Below are 17,924 nucleotides of genomic sequence, written 5' to 3'. Positions count from 1 at the left end.
GGTGTTCATTCACGACCATCCGACGTCGTGTCCGGTGATGGTGGCCCTGGCGCCGGCGTGGAGACCTCCGGCGGGCGGACCGCCCGTGGCGTGCCCGGCCGCGCCGCGGCCGGTCTGCTCGCGGTGGCCGGCATGACCCCGGATCTCGACGAGCCTGCCTGCTGGGGGCGACCGCGCCCTCGACAGCAGACCGAACGGAGAGATATGAAAAGAATCCTGAGCATCCTGTCGGTCCTCGCCGCGGCACTGGCCGTGTCGACGCCGGCGAGCGCCGCGCCGACGCCGACGCGCACCGCGCCGGTCACCGGGGAGTACGTCGCGCTCGGGGACTCCTACGCCTCCGGGGTGGGCGCGGGGCCGTACGACCCGGCGAGCGGGGACTGCAAGCAGAGCCCGGACAGCTACCCGCGGACCTGGGCACGGAACCACCCTGGTGTCGCGTTCAAGGACATGACCTGCAGCGGTGCCAAGATCGACGACGTGCGCGCCCGGCAGCTCGGCGCGCTCAGCACGCGGACCACGCTGGTCACGATCACCGTCGGCGGCAACGACGACGGCTTCACCTCGACCGTCGAGAACTGCCTCACCGGCAGCGACGCGCTCTGCAAGTACTCCACCGACCTGGGTTCCTGGTACGCGCGCAATACGCTGGTCGACCGGCTCGCGGCCCTCTACAGCGAGGTCCGGGCGCTCGCTCCGAATGCCCGGGTCTTCGTGATGAGCTACCCCCGGGTGATCGACGAGGGCACCGGCAGCTGCGGTGCGATCACTCCGAACGCGTTCAAGCGCACGCAGATGAACAACAACGCCGATCACATGGCCGAGGGCATCAGGTCCGCCACGGAGCGGGCGGGCGTGAAGTTCGTCGAGATGCGCCTGCCGTTCCTCGGACACCAGGCCTGCAGCGCCGAGCCGTGGATCAACGGGGTCGACGCAACCCGGATCAGCGAGATCTTCCACCCCAACCGCTACGGGTACGCCGTGGTCTACACGTTCATGCTCCAGATGGAGACGGACGTGCACTGATCCGGTTCGGGCACCGCATGTCCGTGCTGCCGGGCCACCCTCGGACGGCCCGGCAGCACCGCGACCGCTCAGCCGCGCGTCCCGCCGACTTGGCAATGGTGCCTGGTGGCCGCGCCCGCCCGCGGAACGCGAACGCGGCCGGTCAGCGGCACGGTCCGAGCCCGCCCAGCACCCGGCCGGAAGCGTGTGTCAGAGACCGCACCGGTCCGGCAGGACTCACGGTCCAGACAGCAAGATCGTCGCGTGTACCCAGCACCGGTGAACGGCCACGATCACCGGGCAACAGCGGTCAGGATGCGGGCGGCCTCAACCGGCCGGAAAAGTAAAAAGCGCCGACCGCGTTTCCGCAGATCAGCGCTTCGATAGCCCGGCGAAAGGCTATGTGGCCAGGGGCGGGGTCGAACCGCCGACCTTCCGATTTTCAGTCGGACGCTCGTACCAACTGAGCTACCTGGCCGTAACGCAGAACGCCGCGCTTTCGCACGGCGATTGCTGCGTGGCGGTCCTGACGGGACTTGAACCCGCGACCTCCGCCTTGACAGGGCGGCGAGCACTCCGACTGCTCCACAGGACCTTGCTTGTCTTGCGCCTTGCTTGCCTTGCTGGTCTTACCTTACAGTGCCCCGGCTCGGCCGGTGCTGTGCCCCCAACGGGATTCGAACCCGTGCTACCGCCTTGAAAGGGCGGCGTCCTGGGCCACTAGACGATGAGGGCGGCTCCGCTATCTTCGCACACGCTCTGCAGAACGTTTGCGTCGACTGCGGTGTCTTGCTCTCACCGGCCCCGCCGGAGGCATGAGAAGCATATGTCATCCCCCGCACCGCCTCCAAATCAGTATCCCCGCGCGGCGCCCGCGCCCGTAATAGCCCGAAAAAAGTATCGAGAAACGGGCAGAATGCTCACCATGAGTGATCAGCCCGGCGCGGACGGCGATATCGCCCAGTCCGTGCACGTCGGGCGCCAGCCGATCTGGTCGGTGGAGCGGCGTCTGGTGGGCTACGAACTTCTGTTCCGGGGCGGGACGGGTGTCTCCGGGAGCTTCGCGACCAGCCAGGTCATCGTGAACGCGTTCACCGAGTTCGGGCTGACGGAGATCGCCGGGGACCGGCTGTGCTTCATCAACATGACCCGGGAGTTCCTCACGGACGAGCTGCCGCTGCCGTTCGGGCCCGGACAGGCGGTCCTGGAGGTGCTGGAGACGATCGTGGTCGACGAGGAGCTGATCGCGGGCGTGCAGCGGCGGTCCGAGCAGGGGTACGCGATCGCGCTCGACGACTTCCTGTTGGACACCGGGCATGAGCGCCTGATGGGGCTGGCCGACTACGTCAAGATCGACATCCTGAACACCGAGCCGGACGAGTGCCGCCGGATCGCGGCGGCCTGCCGGGCGTACCCGGACGTCACGCTGCTGGCCGAGAAGGTGGAGACCGAGGAGCACCTCGCGCTCGCCGAGGAGCTGGGCTGCGAGCTGCTCCAGGGTTATCTGCTGGGCCGGCCGCAGGTGCTGTCCGCGCAGGCGCTGTCGCCGTCGAAGTTCAGCCGGATCCAACTGATGGCCGCGCTGCTCAAGCAGGACGTGGAGATCAACGAGATCGTGTCGCTGGTCACCCAGGACCCGGCGCTGTCGTTCCGGCTGCTGCGGGCCAGCAACTCGGTGGCGGCCGGCGTCACGAACCGGGTCTCCTCGGTGCACGAGGCGGTGGTGATGCTCGGGATCGCCCAGGTGCGCCAGTGGGTGGCCCTGATGGCGCTCAGCGACGTCTTCGACTCGACCGAGGGGCCGGTGGACGCCGCGCTCTCCCGGGCCCGCATGTGCCAGCTGGTGGCCGCGGAGCTGGACGAGCCGATGGACGCGGCGTTCACGGTGGGGTTGCTGGACCGGGTGGCGGACCTCATCGACGTACCGTCGGATGAACTGGCGGGGCAGCTGCCGCTCTCCACCGAGGTGTCGGCGGCGCTGGCGGACCACACCGGCGGCCTGGGCCGGGTGCTCCAGGCCGTGCGCGCCTACGAGAGCGGCGACCTGGACTCGATCCGGGCGACCGGCATCGACCCGAGCCGGCTGACCACCACGTTCCTGGCGGCGGCGGGCTGGTCAACCAACGCGATCAACGCGCTCTACGCCGGTTCCGCTCCGCGCGAGTAGCGGCAGCACCAGCGCGACCGCGTCGTCGAGCGAGGTCGGTGCGGCGGTGCCGGCCGGCAGCGCGTCCCGTTTCCACCCGGGCCCGGCCGCGATCAGCAGCATCGCGTGCCGTACCCCCGCCATCAGCGCGTGCAGCTGGGCCGGGTCGCCGGTGGACGGCAGCTGCGACCAGAGCACCACGGCCAGCGGCCCGGTGCGGGCGACCGCGTCCGCGAGCGCGGCGGCCGGCACGCGCGCGCCGAGCAGGCGGCAGGCGGCGCCACGTTCGGCGAGCGCGGCGGCGAGCGCCTCCAGCGGCAGGCTGTGCTGCTCCTCGTCGGCGCACGCGAGCAACACCTGTGGTGACACTCCGTAGGCGACCGGCCGGGTGACCGCGCCGAGCGCCTCGGAGACGGACCGGGACAGCAGATGCTCGACCTCGACGTACCGGCCGGTCGCGGCATACCGCTCGCCCACGCCGACGAGCACCGGGACCAGCAGGTCGGTCCAGGCCTGGATCACTCCCACCTCGGCGATGGCCTGAGTGATCAGTTCGCGCATGGCGGGCGCGTCGAGCCGCATCGCCGCGGTCGCCAGCCCGCGTGCGGCGGGAGCGGCGTAACCGAGAGCGATCGAGTGCCCGCCACCGTGCCGAACATCAAGATCAATATCAAGGTCCTCCGGCGATACGTGCGCCACCTCTGACGGCGAGCTCGGGGTGCCACCGACGGCGCCGTCGGACACCGGCGCGCGCGACGCGAACCGGGCCGCCTCCGCGGCCGGCACGCCCTCGGCGGTCAGCCGTCGCATGACCTCCAGCCGCGCCAGGTCCTCGTCGGTGTACCGCCGGTGCCGTCCGCTCTCGTGCCGGCTCGGCCCGAGCCCGTACCGCTGGTGCCAGGTGCGCAGCGTGGTGACCGCGATGCCGAGTCGTCGCGCGACCGCCCCCGCCGTCAGGCCGTCATCGCCCACCCGACCGCTCCGCGGCTGATATCGGCGCCCCGGCCGGGTCACCGGCGTCGACGAGCGCGAACAGGTGCTTGATCACTCCGTCGAACCAGGGCGCGAAGGGACGCCCGTCGACCAGCTCGGCGCGCAGGTCGTCGGGCGCGACCCAGCGCAGCTCCGCGACCTCGGCCGGGTCCGGCGCGATGGCCGCACCGGCCGGGAGACGACCGAGCAGCACGTGGTCGTACTCGTGCTCGACCCGTCCGGTCGCGGGGTCCTCCGCGTAGTACAGGTGCACGCCGATCTCGGTCAGCGGCAGCGGCGCCACACCAAGCTCCTCGCCGAGCCGCCGGTTCGCCGACACGGACAGTTCCTCGCCCGGCTCCGGGTGACCGCAGCACGCGTTCGCCCAGCGCAGCGGGAAGCGGGTCTTCACGGCGGCCCGCTGTTGCAGCAGGACCCGCCCGTCGTCGTCCACGAGCAGCACCGAGAACGCGCGATGCAAACGTCCCGGTGCGACGTGGGCGGCCGCGACCGTGGTGCTGCCCTTGGGGGTTCCGTCCTCGTCGCAGAGCTCGACGAGGTGTTCCTCACGTGCGGTCATGCAGTGCTCCCGGTGATGCGCGCGGCGGCCAGCTTTCCAGAGATCAACACCATCGGTACGCCGACCCCGGGCTGGGTGCCCGAACCGGCGAAGACCACGTTGTCTATCGAGGGGTGCAGGTTGTGCGGCCGGAACGGGCCGGTCTGCAGCAGGTTGTGCGCGGCCGCGAACGGGGTGCCGGCCGCCATTCCCTGATCCGCCCAGTCCGCGGGCGTGATCGTACGCAGCACCTCCACGCCGTCCCGGAAGCCGATGTAGCCGCGCTCCTCCAGCGTGCCGAGCAGCTGGTCGGCGTATCGGTCGCCCAGCCCGCCCCGCCAGTCCAGCCGGCCGCGCTCCAGGTTCGGCACCGGGGCCAGGATGTAATAGCTCTGCTTGCCCTCCGGGGCCGCCGACGGGTCGTCCATGCTCGGGTTGCAGACCAGCAGCGACGGGTCGGTCATCAGCTCGCCGCGGCGGATCACCTCGTCGAACGTGCCGCGCCAGCTCCGGCCGAAGTGGATGTTGTGGTGAGCGATCTTGGAGTAGGACCGGTCCGACCCGACGTGCAGCACCACGCAGGACGGCGAGTAGCGCAGCCGCCGCCGGTAGGTGCCCGAGGGCAGCAGGTCCCGGTAGGCCACCGGCAGGTCCGGGTTGAGAACGAACGCGTCCGCCGCGATCCGCTCGCCGTCCGCGGTGATCACCGCGGTGGCCCGGCCGTTCACCGTCTCCACCCGCGAGACCGTGGTGTTGTACCGGATCTCCACGCCGTGCTTCTCGGCCGCCGCCGCCATGCCGCGCGGGACCGCGTGGATGCCGCCCTTGGGGAAGTAGACGCCGGCCACCGAGTCCAGGTACGCGATGACCGCGTAGATGGCCAGCGCGTCGTGCGGCGACATCCCGGCGTACATCGCCTGGAACGAGAAGACGCGCTGGGTGCGCGGGTCCTTGAGGAACTGGTTGACCTTGGGCTGCAGCCGCCGCATCGCACCGCTGCCGAGCAGCTTGAGCATGCCGAGGTTGACCAGGTCGCGCGGGGAGTCGAGGTTGCGGTCGATGAAGTCGTTCCGCTCCAGCTCCCACAGGTTGCGGGCGAAGTCGACGAAGCGGAGGTAGCCGTCCGCCTCGCGCGGGCCGCAGACCCGGGAGATCTCGGCGGCCATCCGTACCGTGTCCGCGATCACGTCCAGCTGCGAGCCGTCCGGGTAGAACGCGCGGTACGCCGGGTCGAGCGGCGTGAGCTCCATCCAGTCGGACAGCTCCTCACCGACCGCGGCCAGCGGCTCGGCGATCAGCTCCGGCATGGTGAGCACGGTCGGCCCGGTGTCGAACGTGTAACCGTCGGCGTCCAGCCGCCCGGCCCGGCCACCCGGGACCGGCTCGCGCTCCACGATGGTCACCCGCCGGCCCGCGCCCGCGAGGTGCAGCGCGGCCGCGAGACCGGCCAGGCCCGCGCCGACGACCACCACGTGATCAGTGGCCCCGCTCACCGTACGCATTCGTGACCTTCCGTTCTGCTGTTTGGCTATCATGCCTGGCGCTGGGTGGCGGTGACCGCCAACCCGGTCAGGATCTCGCGGGCCGCGTCGTCGATCGGCGCGCGGCGCAACGCATGCAGCGCCGCCGCCACCCGCTCCTCGATCATTTTTTCCACTCGTTCGGGTGCACCGGTCTCCGCCACGACCTGGGCCTTGCGTGTCACGTCCACGGCGCCGTCCAGCTCGGCGAGCTGCGCCGTGGATGCCATCTCGCGCGCCAGCATCAGCAGCGCGGTCGGCTTGCCGGCGACCAGGTCGTCACCGGCCGGCTTGCCGGTGACCGAGGGCTCCCCGTAGACACCGAGCAGGTCGTCACGCAGCTGGAACGCCTCACCGACGGCCAGACCGTAGCCGCTGTAGGCGTCCGTCACGGCCCGGGTCCGCCCGGCGAAGGGCTTCCCGGCCAGTGTAAGTCCGAAGTGGAGCGGCCGGAGGACGGTGTAACCGGCGGTCTTGTGCCGGGCCACCTTCAGCGCCCGCGCCACCGACCAGCTGCCCGGCTCGGACTCGCCGAGAACGTCCAGGTACTGCCCGGCGACGGCCTCTATTCGCATCTGGTCGTAGCAGCGGCGGGTGGCGAGCAGCACATCCGCGTCCACGTCCGCCGTGCCGAGCAGCCGGTCCGCCCAGATCAGGCAGAGGTCGCCGATCAGCACGGCCGCGGCCTCACCGAACCGGGCGGCCTGGCCGCGCCGGCCGGCCGCGACGTGCTGCGCCTCGAAGACCCGGTGCACCGTCGGGCGGCCGCGCCGGGTGTCCGAGGCGTCCATCACGTCGTCGTGCACCAGCGCGAACGTGTGCAGCAACTCCAGCGCGGCGAGCGCGGGCAGCACCGCGTCGGCGCGCGGCTCCATGCCGGTCACGCCGCGCCAGCCCCAGTAGGCGAAGACCGGGCGCAGCCGCTTGCCGCCGGCCAGCACGCTGTCGCGCGCGGCCCGGGCGAAACCGCCGAGCGCCGGGTCGATCTCGTCCAGCGCGGCGATCTCCCGGGCGAGGAAGTCGGCGAGGGTGCCCTCGACCGCCTCGATCAAATTCAGCGGCATGGTGTGTACCGGGTGTTCATGTGGTTGATCCTGAGGGTGAACGGGCGGCTTACCCAGCGCGTATGGAGCGAGCGTGTCGTTGGCCACCCCACGGACGGTACTCTACGATCGGTGTTGCGTCGATTGCTGAGTCGATTTGCGCACAAGCCGTTTGAAGTTGAGTCGGTTGTGACACTGAGTCGGTCGACACCGAGTCGGTTGGCATGCAGTCGGTTGACATTGAGTTGTTCGAACCCGAGGAGCGGGCATGGACCTGGCGGACAGTTACGCACGCTGCCGCGATCTGCACCGGGAGCACGGCCGCACCTACTACCTGGCCACCCGGCTCCTACCCGCCTGGAAGCGCCGTCATGTGCACGCGCTCTACGGCTTCACCCGGCACGCGGACGAGATAGTCGACCGCACCGAGAGCCTGCCGCCGCAGCGCCGCGCCGAACTGCTGAACGAATGGTCCGAACGGTTCCTGGCCGGGCTGCGCGGTGAGCCGGTCGACGACCCACTGCTGCCCGCGGTGCTGCACACGATCGCGGTCTTCGGCCTGGACCTGGCGGACTTCGACTCGTTCCTGCGCAGCATGGCGATGGACCTGACGGTCACCCGCTACCCGACCTACGACGACCTGCTGGAGTACATGGAGGGCTCGGCGGCCGTGATCGGCACGATGATGTTGCCGATCCTCGGCACGGACGACGTGGCCGCCGCGCGCGAACCGGCCCGCCAGCTCGGCTTCGCGTTCCAGCTGACCAACTTCATCCGCGACGTCTCCGAGGACCTGGACCGCGGCCGTGTCTACCTGCCGGAGGCCGACCTGGCCCGGTTCGGGCTCGGCGTGGACGACCTCCAGGCGTGCAAGGACCGCGGTTCCACCACGCCCGAGGTGGCCGCGTTGATCGAGTTCGAGACGGCCCGCGCGCAGGAGCACTACGCGGCCGCGGCCGCCGGCGTCACCATGCTCGCGCCGGCGTCGCAGGCCTGCATCCGCACCGCTTACCTGCTCTACGGCGGCATCCTGGACGAGGTCGCGGCGGCCCGCTACGACGTCTTCGAGCGCCGCGCCACCGTGCCGAACCGGCGCCGGGCCGCGGTCGCCGGCCGCGCGCTGCTGACCGCCACCGGCACCGCCGTGCCGCTGCCCGGCCCCCGACTGGACCGCGAGGCGATCCTGGCATGAAGACCGCCGTCGTCCTCTTCACCCGTGATCTGCGGCTGCACGACCAGCCCGCACTCGCGGCCGCCTGCGCGAACGCGGAGCACGTGGTGCCGCTGTTCGTGCTGGACCCGGCGCTGCTCGGCCGCTCCGCCAACCGCGACCGCTTCCTCCACCAGGCCCTCGCCGACCTGCGCGACGGGCTGCGGGAGCGCGGCGCGGACCTGGTCGTGCGGCGCGGCGACACGGTGGCTGAGACGATCACGGTGGCCCGGCAGGCCGAAGCGGACGGCATCGCGCTCTCCCACGACGTGACCGGCTTCGCCACCCGGCGGCAGGACCGGCTGCGCGCGGAGGCGGAGCGGCACCGGATGTCGCTGCGCCTCTTCCCCGGCGTGACCGTGCTGCCGCCCGGCGAGGTCCGGCCCGGTGGCGGCAGCGGTCACTACCGGGTCTTCTCGCCGTACTTCCGGGCATGGGAGGCGGCGACGTGGCGGGACGAGGTGGCCTCGCCGCGGACCATCCGCCTGCCGCCCGGCGCGGAGCGGCTCGGCGGCGCACTGCCGGACCCGCCGGCGGGCGAGTCGCCGGACGCGGCCGAGGGCGGCGAGACCGAGGGGCGCCGGCGGCTGAAGAACTGGCTGCGCCACATCGACGCGTACGACGACCAGCACGACGCGATGGCCGACGACGACACGTCGCGGCTCTCCGCGTACCTCCGATTCGGTTGCCTGTCCCCGCTCGCGGTCGCGAACGCGGCCCGGAAGGTCGGTGGTCCGGGCGCCGCCGCGTTCGTCCGCCAACTCTGCTGGCGTGACTTCTACTACCAGGTCACGGCCGGTTTCCCGCGCATCGCCCGGCAGCCGATGCGACCGGCCGGCGACCGGAACTGGCGGTACGACGACGCGCACGCGCTGGAGGCCTGGCAGACCGGGCACACCGGCGTGCCGATCGTCGACGCCGGCATGCGGCAGCTCATGGCCGAGGGCTGGATGCACAACCGCGCCCGGCTGATCACGGCCGCGCTGCTCACCAAACACCTGCGCCTCGACTGGCGGGCGGGGCAGGACTGGTTCTTCCGGTGGCTGATCGACGGCGACGTGCCGAACAACTCCGGCAACTGGCAGTGGGTGGCCGGGACCGGCAACGACACCCGCCCGCACCGCCGCTTCAACCCGATCAGACAGGCCCAGCGGTACGACCCGGAGGGCGACTACGTCCGCCGCTACGTCACCGAGCTGGCCGGTGTGCCGGGTGCGGACGTGCACCAGCCCTGGCGTCTCGGCGACTTCGCGAAGCTCGGCTACCCGCCACCGCTGGAGTCCCATGGGGACGAAGCGGTCTGGCTCAGATAGCACGCGAAAAGGGCGCCGGTCCCCGTCGGGACCGGCGCCCGGAAAGCGCCGCCCGCGGACAAGGGGGGTCCGCACGCGGCGCCGGCGGGGCGGTGGATCGACGGTCACGGGCACCAGCCCTGCCCGTCCGTCGCGCTCCCGTCTTGCCGTGCCCTGTGTATCGGTAGCCCGTCCGGGTGGCTGAGGGATTCGACGATCCGTCTTTCGTGTGACCGCCACATCGCCGTACCCGGAGGAGAATGTGCAGGTCAGGTGGGGAGGTCGGGATGGAGCCGGTATCGATGTCGGCGGACCCGGGACGGACGCTCGGCGTCACGCTCGCCGGGGAGATCGACTTCAGTAACGCGGCCGGCGTCCTGGACCGGATCCGCGTCGAGGTCGACGCGCGCCGCCCGCCCGCGGTCCGCGTGGACCTGGCCGCGGTCACGTTCCTGGACAGCTCCGGCATCGGCGTGCTGGTCAACGTGATGAAGCTGGCGCAGGCCCGGCACGCGGCGTTCCGGGTCGAGCACCCCAACCCGAAGGTGCGCGACCAGCTGCGGATAACCGGCCTGCTCACCGCGTTCGGCCTGGACACGTGAGCGAATCCGCCGGCTCCGGGCCCGACGCGGGTCGTCGGGGCGCCGCAGCGCGGGAGCCGGCATGAGTCTTCCGCCGCCGGGCTGGCACGACCGGCTCGCGCAGGTCGAGTCGCAGCTGGCCGCGGAGCATCGCCTCGCCGCCGGGCTGCAGCACATCCTGCTCCCGATCCCGGCCACGCCGGTCGACCTGGGCGGGCTGCGGGTGGCGGTCCGGTACCTGCCGGCCGAGCGCGCGAACCGGGTCGGCGGCGACTGGTTCCACGCGACCGAGGCACCGGACGGTTCGGTGGTGCTGGCGGTCGGCGACGTCGCCGGGCACGGGCTCTGCGCGGCCGCCACCATGGCACAGGTCCGGCACGCGCTGGCCACCCTGCTGATCACCACCACCACCGCGCCCGCCGAACTGCTCACCCACCTCAACCACGTGCTGCTCGCGGCCGGCGCGGACGCCCGTACCGTCACCGCGGTCGTCGCCCGGTACGACGCCGCGGCCGGCACACTCACCTGGGCCCAGGCCGGTCACCCCGCGCCGCTGCACGCCCGGGACGGCCGCACGGTCGAGCTGGACCGGCCGGCCGGCCCGCTGCTGGGCGTGGTCCGCGACCCCCGCTACGGCACCGCCGTCACCGCACTCGACGCACACGACCTGCTGGTCTTCTACACGGACGGCCTGGTCGAACACCGCCGGCACAGCCTCGCCGAGGGCCTGGCACCGGTGATCGGGACGCTGAACCGGATCTCCGCGGCGCGCGGCCCGGCCCCGCTCGACGACCTGCTGGCCCAGCTGCCACCGGCCAACCCGGAGGACGACACCTGCATCCTCGCGGTCCGGCTGCTGACCCGGGAGGTGACCGTCGATGGCTGAGCCCCTGCGGACCGGCTTCACGATCACCACGCTGCCCGCGCTGCGCCGCGCGGTGCACCGGCACGCCGCGCGGTCCGGGCTGACCGGCGTGGTGCTCTACCGGTTCGTGGTGGCCGTGCACGAGGTCGCCGTGAACGCGGTCCGGCACGGCGGCGGCAGCGGACGGCTGGAGCTGTGGCGGTCCGGGTCCGCGCTCTACTGCCGGATCACCGACGACGGCAGCGGCGGCCTGAACAGCACGATCCACTGCCCGCCGCCGGACGCCGCCTCCGGCCGGGGCATGTGGCTGGCCCGGAACGGCACCGACTCGCTGCTCGTCCACTCCGGCGAGTCGGGCACCGCCGTCACCCTGCTGGCCCACCTGACCCCCGCCTGATCAGGCGGTTCATCCGGAAAACCCTCCCTTGATCACAGTTCGCAGTGGACACTGGTGGCACGGATCGCCGCTCGGACCGCATCCAGGGAGCTCGCCATGACCCAGCCCATCCCGCCGGACTTCGTCACCCCCGAGATCCACGCCGCCGTCTCAGCCGTCCCGCCGCACGCCGACGCCACGCGCGATCCCGCACCGGGCACCGCCCCGTCCCACGCGCTCCCGGCCCCGGCCGCGCCACTCCCGCCCACACCGGCACAGACCCCGGCCGCCTCAGTCCCGGCCGCCTCAGTTCCGGCCGCCTCAGTCCCGGCCACGCCGGTTCCGGCCACGCCGGTTCCGGCCGCCGCGGTCCCGGCCACGCCGGTACAGGTTCCGGCCGCGCCCGGTGTGGGGCCGGCCGGTCCGGCGGTGTCGGTACCGCACCCGGCGTTTGCCGTCACCGGATGAACCGAAGCGATCGCGAGGCCTCCCCCTAAATGCCGAAAAAAGGGTAGAAAAGGGGCATGGCCTCTGCAATCGCGGTGATCGTCGTCGTAGCCCTGCTCGCGGTGATCGCCAATCTGAAGGGCCGCCTGTGGCTGGCCGTCATCCTGGTCGCCGTGCTCGGGGCGCTGGCCAGCAACACTCCGGGCCCGCTCGGCACCTACGCCGACCGCGGCGCGAAGTGGGTCCTCTCGGTCCCGAGCAGACTCGGCAGCCTCCTGGACTGACCGGTCGGGCTCGGCCGACCCACGAGCCCGACCTCGCCAGGCATCCGAGCTCGACCGGCCCTCGAGCTCGACTCCCCACCTAGCTCGGCCGGCCGGTCAGAGCGACGTCGCCTTGACCTTCCAGCTGCTGGTGAACGGGGCGCCCTGGCACCGGTCGCCGGCGTCGCCGCGCAGTGCCACGGCGCCGAGGAGGCGGATGGTGCGGTCCGCGCCGGCCGGGATGACGACGGTGTCGTACTCGGTGCCGTCCGTGATGGAGACCGGCGCGTCCGCGCTCAGGAACCGGCCGCACGCCTCCTGCACGTCGTCGTCGGTGAAGCGCAGCTCCGCGTTGCTGATGCTGGTGTTCGAGACCTGGACCGCGATCTCGTTGTCGTTGCGTACCGGGATGACGATGTCGGCCGCGTGCTTGTCGCCGGGCCAGAGCCCGGTCTCCTCGCCCGCGTAGTCGGTCGCGGGCGTGCCGACCTCCAGCGGGCGAAGGCTCTGCGCGGATCCGGTGATCGACCCGCTGGAGACGGTGGTGTTGAACGCGGCGTAGGCGATGCCGGCGGTCAGCACGGCCGCGACGGCCAGGCCGACCGCCACCAGCGCGACCCGCTTGTCGGTCTTACCCATGACGTTCTCCTATGGAGTGCCGGCCGGCATGGCCGACGGCGCGCCGGACGGGGCACCCGTGCTCTCCAACGACGGACCGGCCTGCGGCGCGGCGGGCACGGGCGCGGGCGGCGCGGTGGTCACCTCCGTGACGACCGGGGCGGACCCGTCGGCCGGCGCGGGGCCGGGCGGCGCGGGCGCCGGGTCCGGCGAGCCGTCGGGCGCGGGCGCGGTGACCGGCACGGCGGTGGGCGTGGCCTCGACCAGCGGCGTGGCCGTGACGGACACGGCCGGCGCGGGCGTCTCCGTCGTCCCGGGGGCGACCGAGACCGCCACCGTCGCGATCGGGGTGGCGCCGGGCGAGCCGCTGGTGTGCACGGCCACGCCGATCCGGGGTGCGTCCGCGCTCGGCGTCACGGTCACGCCGTCCACGCTGACCTCGGTGGTGGTGGACCAGCCGGCCGCGGCGACCGCGACGCTGCCCATGCCGATCATCGCCATCAGGCCGGTTGCCGCGAGGACCACGGCCGGCAGGCGTTGTTCCTGCCAGAGCCGGCTGTCCACCATGCGGCGGTACACGTTGGCAGGCACGTCTCCGCTCCCCCGTCGAAAGATCACGTCCGGACTTCCTATGCCCACAATTCTCTCTTGACGGACATAACGAGAACCCTAAGGAACCCAGCCCAACCGGACAATCAATGTCTTTCCCTACGCACCGGACGGCCCGCAGGCGTGAGCGTTCGACCGACCCTGAACGGGGTAAATCCCGCGAATCCCAGGAAAGTCGGCAGGAACTGCGCTAGGCCCTGTATCGAAGTGGGGGGCCTCGCCGCAGCCCGGCCATCCACTTCGATGCAGGGCCTAGGTCCGCCCGGGATCGCTCGTCGGCGCGCTTTCGGCTACTCCGCGATCGACGAGACGCCGCCGAGGTCGGCGCGGGTGCCGGCCACGTAGCCCTGGCGCATGCCGCCGCCGGCCAGCCGCCGGCGGCCGGCGGTGCGCAGCCGCGGGTAGATCTCGGACACCCGCGCCTCGACCCGGTGCGACCGGTCGACCAGCACCAGGTCGGTGGACGTCCCGGCCGCGGCCGCGGCGGACGCCTCCGCCTGATGCAGCCGGCCGGCGATCGCGGCGCTGAACCCGGCCAGCCAGGAACGGCGGAACGCGGCCGCGTTCTCCCACGGCGGGACCGGCGCGGCCGCCATCCCGTGCGCGGCCTGCACCAGCAGCGAGGTGTAGAGCAGTTCGGCGCGTTCCAGGTCGCTGTCGAAGCCGAAGAGGTGCATGGCCCAGGCGTCGCCGTCCCGGCGGCGCACCGAGCGGCAGCGCAGCGCACCGGCCACGCCCGCGAGCAGACCGGCCTTGTCCAGCGCGTACGGCGGGTGCAGCACGACCACGCGGTCGCCGACCAGGTCGGTGCCGGGCTCACGCGCGGCCAGCAGCGCGCGGTCGACGCCGTACTTCGCGATCAGGTCGGCGGCCTTGGCGGTGAACGCCTCCGCCTCGGCCGGCGTGCACGCCGGGTCCTCGGCCTTCGCCAGCAGCTTGCGGACCTTCGCCAGGATCTGGTCGGACATGGGTCAGGCTGCGCGCCGCTTCAACGTGGCGACGGCGGACCCGGCCAGCGTCAGCAGGCAGTCCGGCAGCTGCCCGTCGGCGAGCGCGGCACCGAAGAGCGCCTCACCGGTGGGCATGTCCGAGTTCGCGTACGCACTGACGAACCGGGCCACCCAGCGCGCGTCGTAGTCCGCCTGGTCGATGCCGGGGAAGTCCAATGTCCACGCTCCAGCGGGGACATCGACACCGACCATCGCGGCGGCGAGGCACCAGGCCAGGTTGTAGGCCCCCTCCACCCCGTCCCGGTCGACCACGGCATCGAACGTGCCGACGACCGCATCGCTGTCACCCGCGAGCGCGAGGTGAAGCACCTGCGCCGCGTCGTCGAGCGACTCCGATGGAAGGTCCGTCACGTCCGGAAGCCTATGCCGGACCGTCAAGGGTGCGGGACGGGATACCCCAGGAAGGCACATTTGCTTAAGTAGCCCTCAAAGACGCGCAACTGCGTCGATCAGGGACGACGCAGCTGACAGGTGATACGGGCAGTACACACGCGATCACCCGGCTCGTCGGTGATAATGATCTCATAAGTCGCTATGGACACGCCCCGGAAAACTGGGGTAGCAACGCCGGTGACCACGCCCGCGCGTACCGCTTTGTGATGGGTGGCATTGATATCCACCCCTACGGCGGCCGGCCGTCCGACCGTCAGCCCGTGCGCCTGGGCGCCCAGCGAACCCAGCGTCTCGGCCAGCACACAGGACGCCCCACCATGGAGCAGGCCATATGGCTGGGTGTTTCCCTCGACCCGCATGGTGCCGGACACCCGATCGGCGGACACCTCTGCGATTGTGATGCCCATCAGGCGAACAAGATCACCCGGCTCGCCGAATCCATCGACAAGATCAACCATTTCGGACCCCTCACCTTCGGTGACGTTACCGCCGGGTTGGATTGTGCCCTCACCGTCATCGGCAAAGTGTTCAAAGCGCGCTAATGTGCCCAGCGGCGACTCTGGGAGGAGGAACTCCATATGCGCATCCGACGTGGCACGGTCATCGCCGCTGCCTGCGCGGCTCTGTTAGCGGGAGTGACGGCGTGCGGTTCGACCGAGGGATCCTCGGGGGGCGACGAGACCGGCGGGCCAATCCAGCTGTACGGCACAGACGGTAACATGATCAGTTCCTTCGGTGACGAGTTCGATCAGCCCGGCGCACTGCGCGGCATGAAGGGCACCACGCCGCTGGCACCGCTGACCGACGACTTCAAGAACCGGCTCAAGGGGGTCAATCCGGAACTCGGCGACTACGTCTACTCCGGAGAGACCTACGACGCGGTGGTGATGAGCGCGCTCGCGGCGGAGCTCGCCGGGTCGACCGCGCCGGCCGCGATCGCCGCCCAGCTGATCGGCGTCACCAGCGGCGGTACGCCGTGCGACACCGCGAAGACCTGCCTGGCGCTCGCCGCGGCCGGCACCGACCTGGTGTACCGCGGCGTCTCGATGCGCACCGGCGGCTTCACCGACGTCGGCGAGCCGTCCGTGGCCAGCTTCGCCACGCTCCACTTCGACGACCAGGACCAGCTGGACGACGGAAAGATGGAGTTCGTCAACGCCGGCGACGAGACGCAGGCCTCCACCAGGTCCGCCCCGCCCGGCGCGCGTCCCTCCGGTGCGGCCGCGTCCGGAGCACCGCTGAAGATCGGTGGCCTGTTGCCGAAGACCGGCGACCTGAAGCTCGCCTACCCGCCGATGGCGGCCGGTGCGGCGCTGGCGATCCGCGAGGTCAACGCGGCCGGCGGCGTGCTCGGTGAGGACGTGGCCTTCGTCGAGGGTGACGACGGCACCGACCCGGAGGTGGCCAAGGCGACCGTCGCCTCGCACATCGCTGCCGGCGTGCACGTGATCCTGGGCGCGGGCGCGTCCGGCGTCTCCACCGCCGTGCTGCCGCAGGTCAAGGCGGCCGGGCTGATCCTCTTCTCGCCGAGCAACACGGCCGCGAGCCTGACCGGCGCGGACGACGGCGGTCTCTACTTCCGCACCGCACCGCCGGACGTCATGCAGGGCGCCGCGCTCGGCGACGTGATCCTGCGGGACGGGCCGAAGCGGATCGCGATCGTGGCGCGCGACGACGAGTACGGCAGCGGCCTCGAGGAGAACCTGCGGGCCGCGCTGGACCGCTCGGGTGTCGCGGCGGAGAACATGCTGGCCCTGACGTACGACCACACGTCCGAGACGATCGACTTCACCGGCGGCGCCGAAGAGGTCAAGAAGTTCAAACCGGACGCGCTGGTACTGATCGGGTTCGCCGAGTCCGCTGACGTGATCAAGGCACTACAGTCCGCCGGCGTCGAGTTCAAGCACTGAGCCGTTCGGCCAAGGCGGGCCTGGCACATTTCCGGGATGTCCCTTCGCGGCTCCACCTCGTAAGTTTCATCTCAGCAACCGCGAGGTGCAGCGAACTTGAGTAGCCGCGAAGGGACATCACGCACATGAGCAGCGATTTCACCGCCGACGACACCACCATCCCGGCCGACACGACCGACGAGGGTCTCGGCCTGAACGACTCCGGCCTCAACGAGACCGGTCTCGACGACCCGGCCGCCGCCGCTCCGATCGACACCGACCTCGCGGAGGACGAGAGCGTCCTGATGGTCGAGCAGACGCTGGACGGCGCGACCAACGTCTACCTGGACGGCAACGGTGACGGCTTCGCCGACCTGGTCGTGTCGGACCTCGACAGCGACGGCGTCGCGGACATCATCTCCGCGGACAGCGACGGCGACGGCCGGATCGACACCGCGCTGTACGACGTCGACGGCGACGGCGTGATCGACGCCGGCATCCAGGACACCAACTCCGACGGCATTGCGGACGTCTTCATGAGCGACACCAACGCCGACGGCTCGCCGGACGTGGTCGAGGTCGACGAGAACTACGACGGTTCCGTGGACTACACGGTGCGCGACACCGACTTCGACGGCAACGCCGACGAGGTCGCGGTCCCGATCGCGCCGAACACCCCGGTCAACCCGTACGCGGCCGGCTGATCCGGCCGCTGCCGGAAGACTGGCGGGCGCCGACGGTGGGTAGTAGACGGCCCGCGTGGGTTTCTCCGCACGCGGGTCGCGCGAGATGCGCGATCGGCCCTACGGTGAACCAGCGCTGCACCACGATTTCAGCGCCCCTCGAACGCCTTCGGGAAGGATGCCCGCCATGACCGAGCCGCAAGAGATCGTCGAGACGCGCGGCGACGACCGGGTCGACCTGCTCGCCGCCGACACCGACGGCGACGGCCGGCCCGACGTCTGGGTGGCCGACACCGACGGGGACGGCAAGGCCGACCTCTTCCAGTTCGACACCGACCACGACGGCAAGGTCGACATCACCATGGTCGACCTGGACGAGGACGGCACGCCGGATACCGTCGTCGACGGCGACGGTGGTCACCCGCCCACGGTGTGACCACGTG

General features: G+C 71.5%; 20 protein-coding genes and 3 tRNA genes. 11 read left to right on the top strand and 12 right to left on the bottom strand.

What is annotated here, in order from left to right:
• Positions 1-204: 204 nt before the first annotated feature.
• Positions 205-1,026, top strand: a complete 822-nt coding sequence (locus J2S44_RS20070; RefSeq protein ID WP_310416157.1) for an SGNH/GDSL hydrolase family protein — start codon at positions 205-207, stop codon at positions 1,024-1,026.
• Between the two features lie 383 nt (positions 1,027-1,409).
• Here J2S44_RS20070 and J2S44_RS20065 read toward each other — a convergent pair.
• From J2S44_RS20065 to J2S44_RS20055, 3 genes are all read right to left on the bottom strand, one after another.
• Positions 1,410-1,483, bottom strand: a tRNA-Phe gene (locus J2S44_RS20065).
• 40 nt (positions 1,484-1,523) lie between these two features.
• Positions 1,524-1,600: transfer RNA gene (locus J2S44_RS20060), tRNA-Asp, on the bottom strand.
• Positions 1,601-1,667: 67 nt separating this feature from the next.
• Positions 1,668-1,740: transfer RNA gene (locus J2S44_RS20055), tRNA-Glu, on the bottom strand.
• Between the two features lie 190 nt (positions 1,741-1,930).
• On the opposite strand from J2S44_RS20055, the gene J2S44_RS20050 reads away from it, so the two are divergent.
• Positions 1,931-3,172, top strand: a complete 1,242-nt coding sequence (locus tag J2S44_RS20050) for an EAL and HDOD domain-containing protein (RefSeq protein WP_310416154.1) — start codon at positions 1,931-1,933, stop codon at positions 3,170-3,172.
• On the opposite strand, the gene J2S44_RS20045 is transcribed toward J2S44_RS20050, so the two are convergent.
• From J2S44_RS20045 to J2S44_RS20030, 4 genes are read right to left on the bottom strand one after another with little or no spacing between them, the layout of a single operon-like run.
• A complete protein-coding gene (locus J2S44_RS20045) occupies positions 3,122-4,123 on the bottom strand; it encodes a MerR family transcriptional regulator (RefSeq protein WP_310416152.1) in 1,002 nt (333 codons plus the stop codon). The two genes, J2S44_RS20050 and J2S44_RS20045, sit on opposite strands and share 51 nt — an antisense overlap.
• A complete protein-coding gene (gene idi / locus J2S44_RS20040; protein WP_310416149.1) occupies positions 4,113-4,703 on the bottom strand; it encodes an isopentenyl-diphosphate Delta-isomerase in 591 nt (196 codons plus the stop codon). Before idi ends, J2S44_RS20045 begins: the two co-directional genes overlap by 11 nt.
• Positions 4,700-6,184: a phytoene desaturase family protein gene (gene crtI, locus J2S44_RS20035; protein WP_310416146.1), complete on the bottom strand. Its 1,485-nt coding sequence runs from the start codon at positions 6,182-6,184 to the stop codon at positions 4,700-4,702. The genes idi and crtI overlap by 4 nt, the downstream gene beginning before the upstream one ends.
• A 29-nt stretch (positions 6,185-6,213) precedes the next feature.
• Positions 6,214-7,353, bottom strand: coding sequence for a polyprenyl synthetase family protein (locus J2S44_RS20030; RefSeq protein ID WP_374727871.1), 1,140 nt, complete (start codon positions 7,351-7,353; stop codon positions 6,214-6,216).
• Between the two features lie 160 nt (positions 7,354-7,513).
• Here J2S44_RS20030 and J2S44_RS20025 point away from each other — a divergent pair, with 160 nt between their 5' ends.
• From J2S44_RS20025 to J2S44_RS20000, 6 genes are all read left to right on the top strand, one after another.
• Positions 7,514-8,437: a phytoene/squalene synthase family protein gene (locus tag J2S44_RS20025; protein WP_310416141.1), complete on the top strand. Its 924-nt coding sequence runs from the start codon at positions 7,514-7,516 to the stop codon at positions 8,435-8,437.
• A complete protein-coding gene (locus J2S44_RS20020) occupies positions 8,434-9,768 on the top strand; it encodes a cryptochrome/photolyase family protein (RefSeq protein ID WP_310416138.1) in 1,335 nt (444 codons plus the stop codon). The genes J2S44_RS20025 and J2S44_RS20020 overlap by 4 nt, the downstream gene beginning before the upstream one ends.
• Before the next feature lie 266 nt (positions 9,769-10,034).
• On the top strand, positions 10,035-10,349 hold the full coding sequence (locus tag J2S44_RS20015; RefSeq protein ID WP_310416135.1) for an STAS domain-containing protein: 315 nt from the start codon (positions 10,035-10,037) through the stop codon (positions 10,347-10,349).
• 61 nt (positions 10,350-10,410) lie between these two features.
• Positions 10,411-11,214 (top strand): PP2C family protein-serine/threonine phosphatase, encoded by an 804-nt coding sequence (locus tag J2S44_RS20010; RefSeq protein WP_310416132.1) that lies wholly within the window; start codon positions 10,411-10,413, stop codon positions 11,212-11,214.
• Positions 11,207-11,590 (top strand): ATP-binding protein, encoded by a 384-nt coding sequence (locus J2S44_RS20005; RefSeq protein ID WP_310416129.1) that lies wholly within the window; start codon positions 11,207-11,209, stop codon positions 11,588-11,590. The genes J2S44_RS20010 and J2S44_RS20005 overlap by 8 nt, the downstream gene beginning before the upstream one ends.
• Before the next feature lie 503 nt (positions 11,591-12,093).
• Positions 12,094-12,300, top strand: a complete 207-nt coding sequence (locus J2S44_RS20000) for a hypothetical protein (protein WP_310416126.1) — start codon at positions 12,094-12,096, stop codon at positions 12,298-12,300.
• A 96-nt stretch (positions 12,301-12,396) separates the two neighbouring features.
• Here J2S44_RS20000 and J2S44_RS19995 read toward each other — a convergent pair whose 3' ends face one another.
• The 5 genes from J2S44_RS19995 to J2S44_RS19975 form a co-directional block, all read right to left on the bottom strand.
• Positions 12,397-12,918, bottom strand: a complete 522-nt coding sequence (locus J2S44_RS19995) for a hypothetical protein (RefSeq protein WP_310416124.1) — start codon at positions 12,916-12,918, stop codon at positions 12,397-12,399.
• Positions 12,919-12,927: 9 nt separating this feature from the next.
• Positions 12,928-13,488: a hypothetical protein gene (locus tag J2S44_RS19990; protein WP_310416121.1), complete on the bottom strand. Its 561-nt coding sequence runs from the start codon at positions 13,486-13,488 to the stop codon at positions 12,928-12,930.
• Positions 13,489-13,796: 308 nt separating this feature from the next.
• The gene (locus J2S44_RS19985) at positions 13,797-14,474 is read right to left on the bottom strand and encodes a DUF2786 domain-containing protein (RefSeq protein ID WP_310416118.1); all 678 of its coding nucleotides are present in this window, start codon (positions 14,472-14,474) and stop codon (positions 13,797-13,799) included.
• Between the two features lie 3 nt (positions 14,475-14,477).
• The gene (locus J2S44_RS19980) at positions 14,478-14,867 is read right to left on the bottom strand and encodes a hypothetical protein (RefSeq protein ID WP_306836156.1); all 390 of its coding nucleotides are present in this window, start codon (positions 14,865-14,867) and stop codon (positions 14,478-14,480) included.
• 98 nt (positions 14,868-14,965) lie between these two features.
• Entirely contained in the window at positions 14,966-15,487 is a 522-nt protein-coding gene (locus tag J2S44_RS19975) for a PaaI family thioesterase (protein ID WP_310416115.1), read from the bottom strand.
• Here J2S44_RS19975 and J2S44_RS19970 point away from each other — a divergent pair, their 5' ends adjacent.
• The 3 genes from J2S44_RS19970 (at position 15,488) to J2S44_RS19960 (ending at position 17,917) form a co-directional block, all read left to right on the top strand.
• On the top strand, positions 15,488-16,819 hold the full coding sequence (locus J2S44_RS19970; RefSeq protein ID WP_310416112.1) for an ABC transporter substrate-binding protein: 1,332 nt from the start codon (positions 15,488-15,490) through the stop codon (positions 16,817-16,819). It begins immediately after the preceding gene.
• A gap of 125 nt (positions 16,820-16,944) precedes the next feature.
• A complete protein-coding gene (locus J2S44_RS19965; RefSeq protein WP_310416109.1) occupies positions 16,945-17,502 on the top strand; it encodes a hypothetical protein in 558 nt (185 codons plus the stop codon).
• Positions 17,503-17,668: 166 nt separating this feature from the next.
• On the top strand, positions 17,669-17,917 hold the full coding sequence (locus tag J2S44_RS19960; RefSeq protein ID WP_310416106.1) for a hypothetical protein: 249 nt from the start codon (positions 17,669-17,671) through the stop codon (positions 17,915-17,917).
• Positions 17,918-17,924 lie beyond the last annotated feature (7 nt).

The sequence above is a fragment of the Catenuloplanes niger genome (genome assembly GCF_031458255.1).
In the GTDB taxonomy this organism is placed as follows: domain Bacteria; phylum Actinomycetota; class Actinomycetes; order Mycobacteriales; family Micromonosporaceae; genus Catenuloplanes; species Catenuloplanes niger.
The sequence above is the reverse complement of the archived record's forward strand: the minus strand, read 5'-3'. Positions and strand labels throughout refer to the sequence as shown.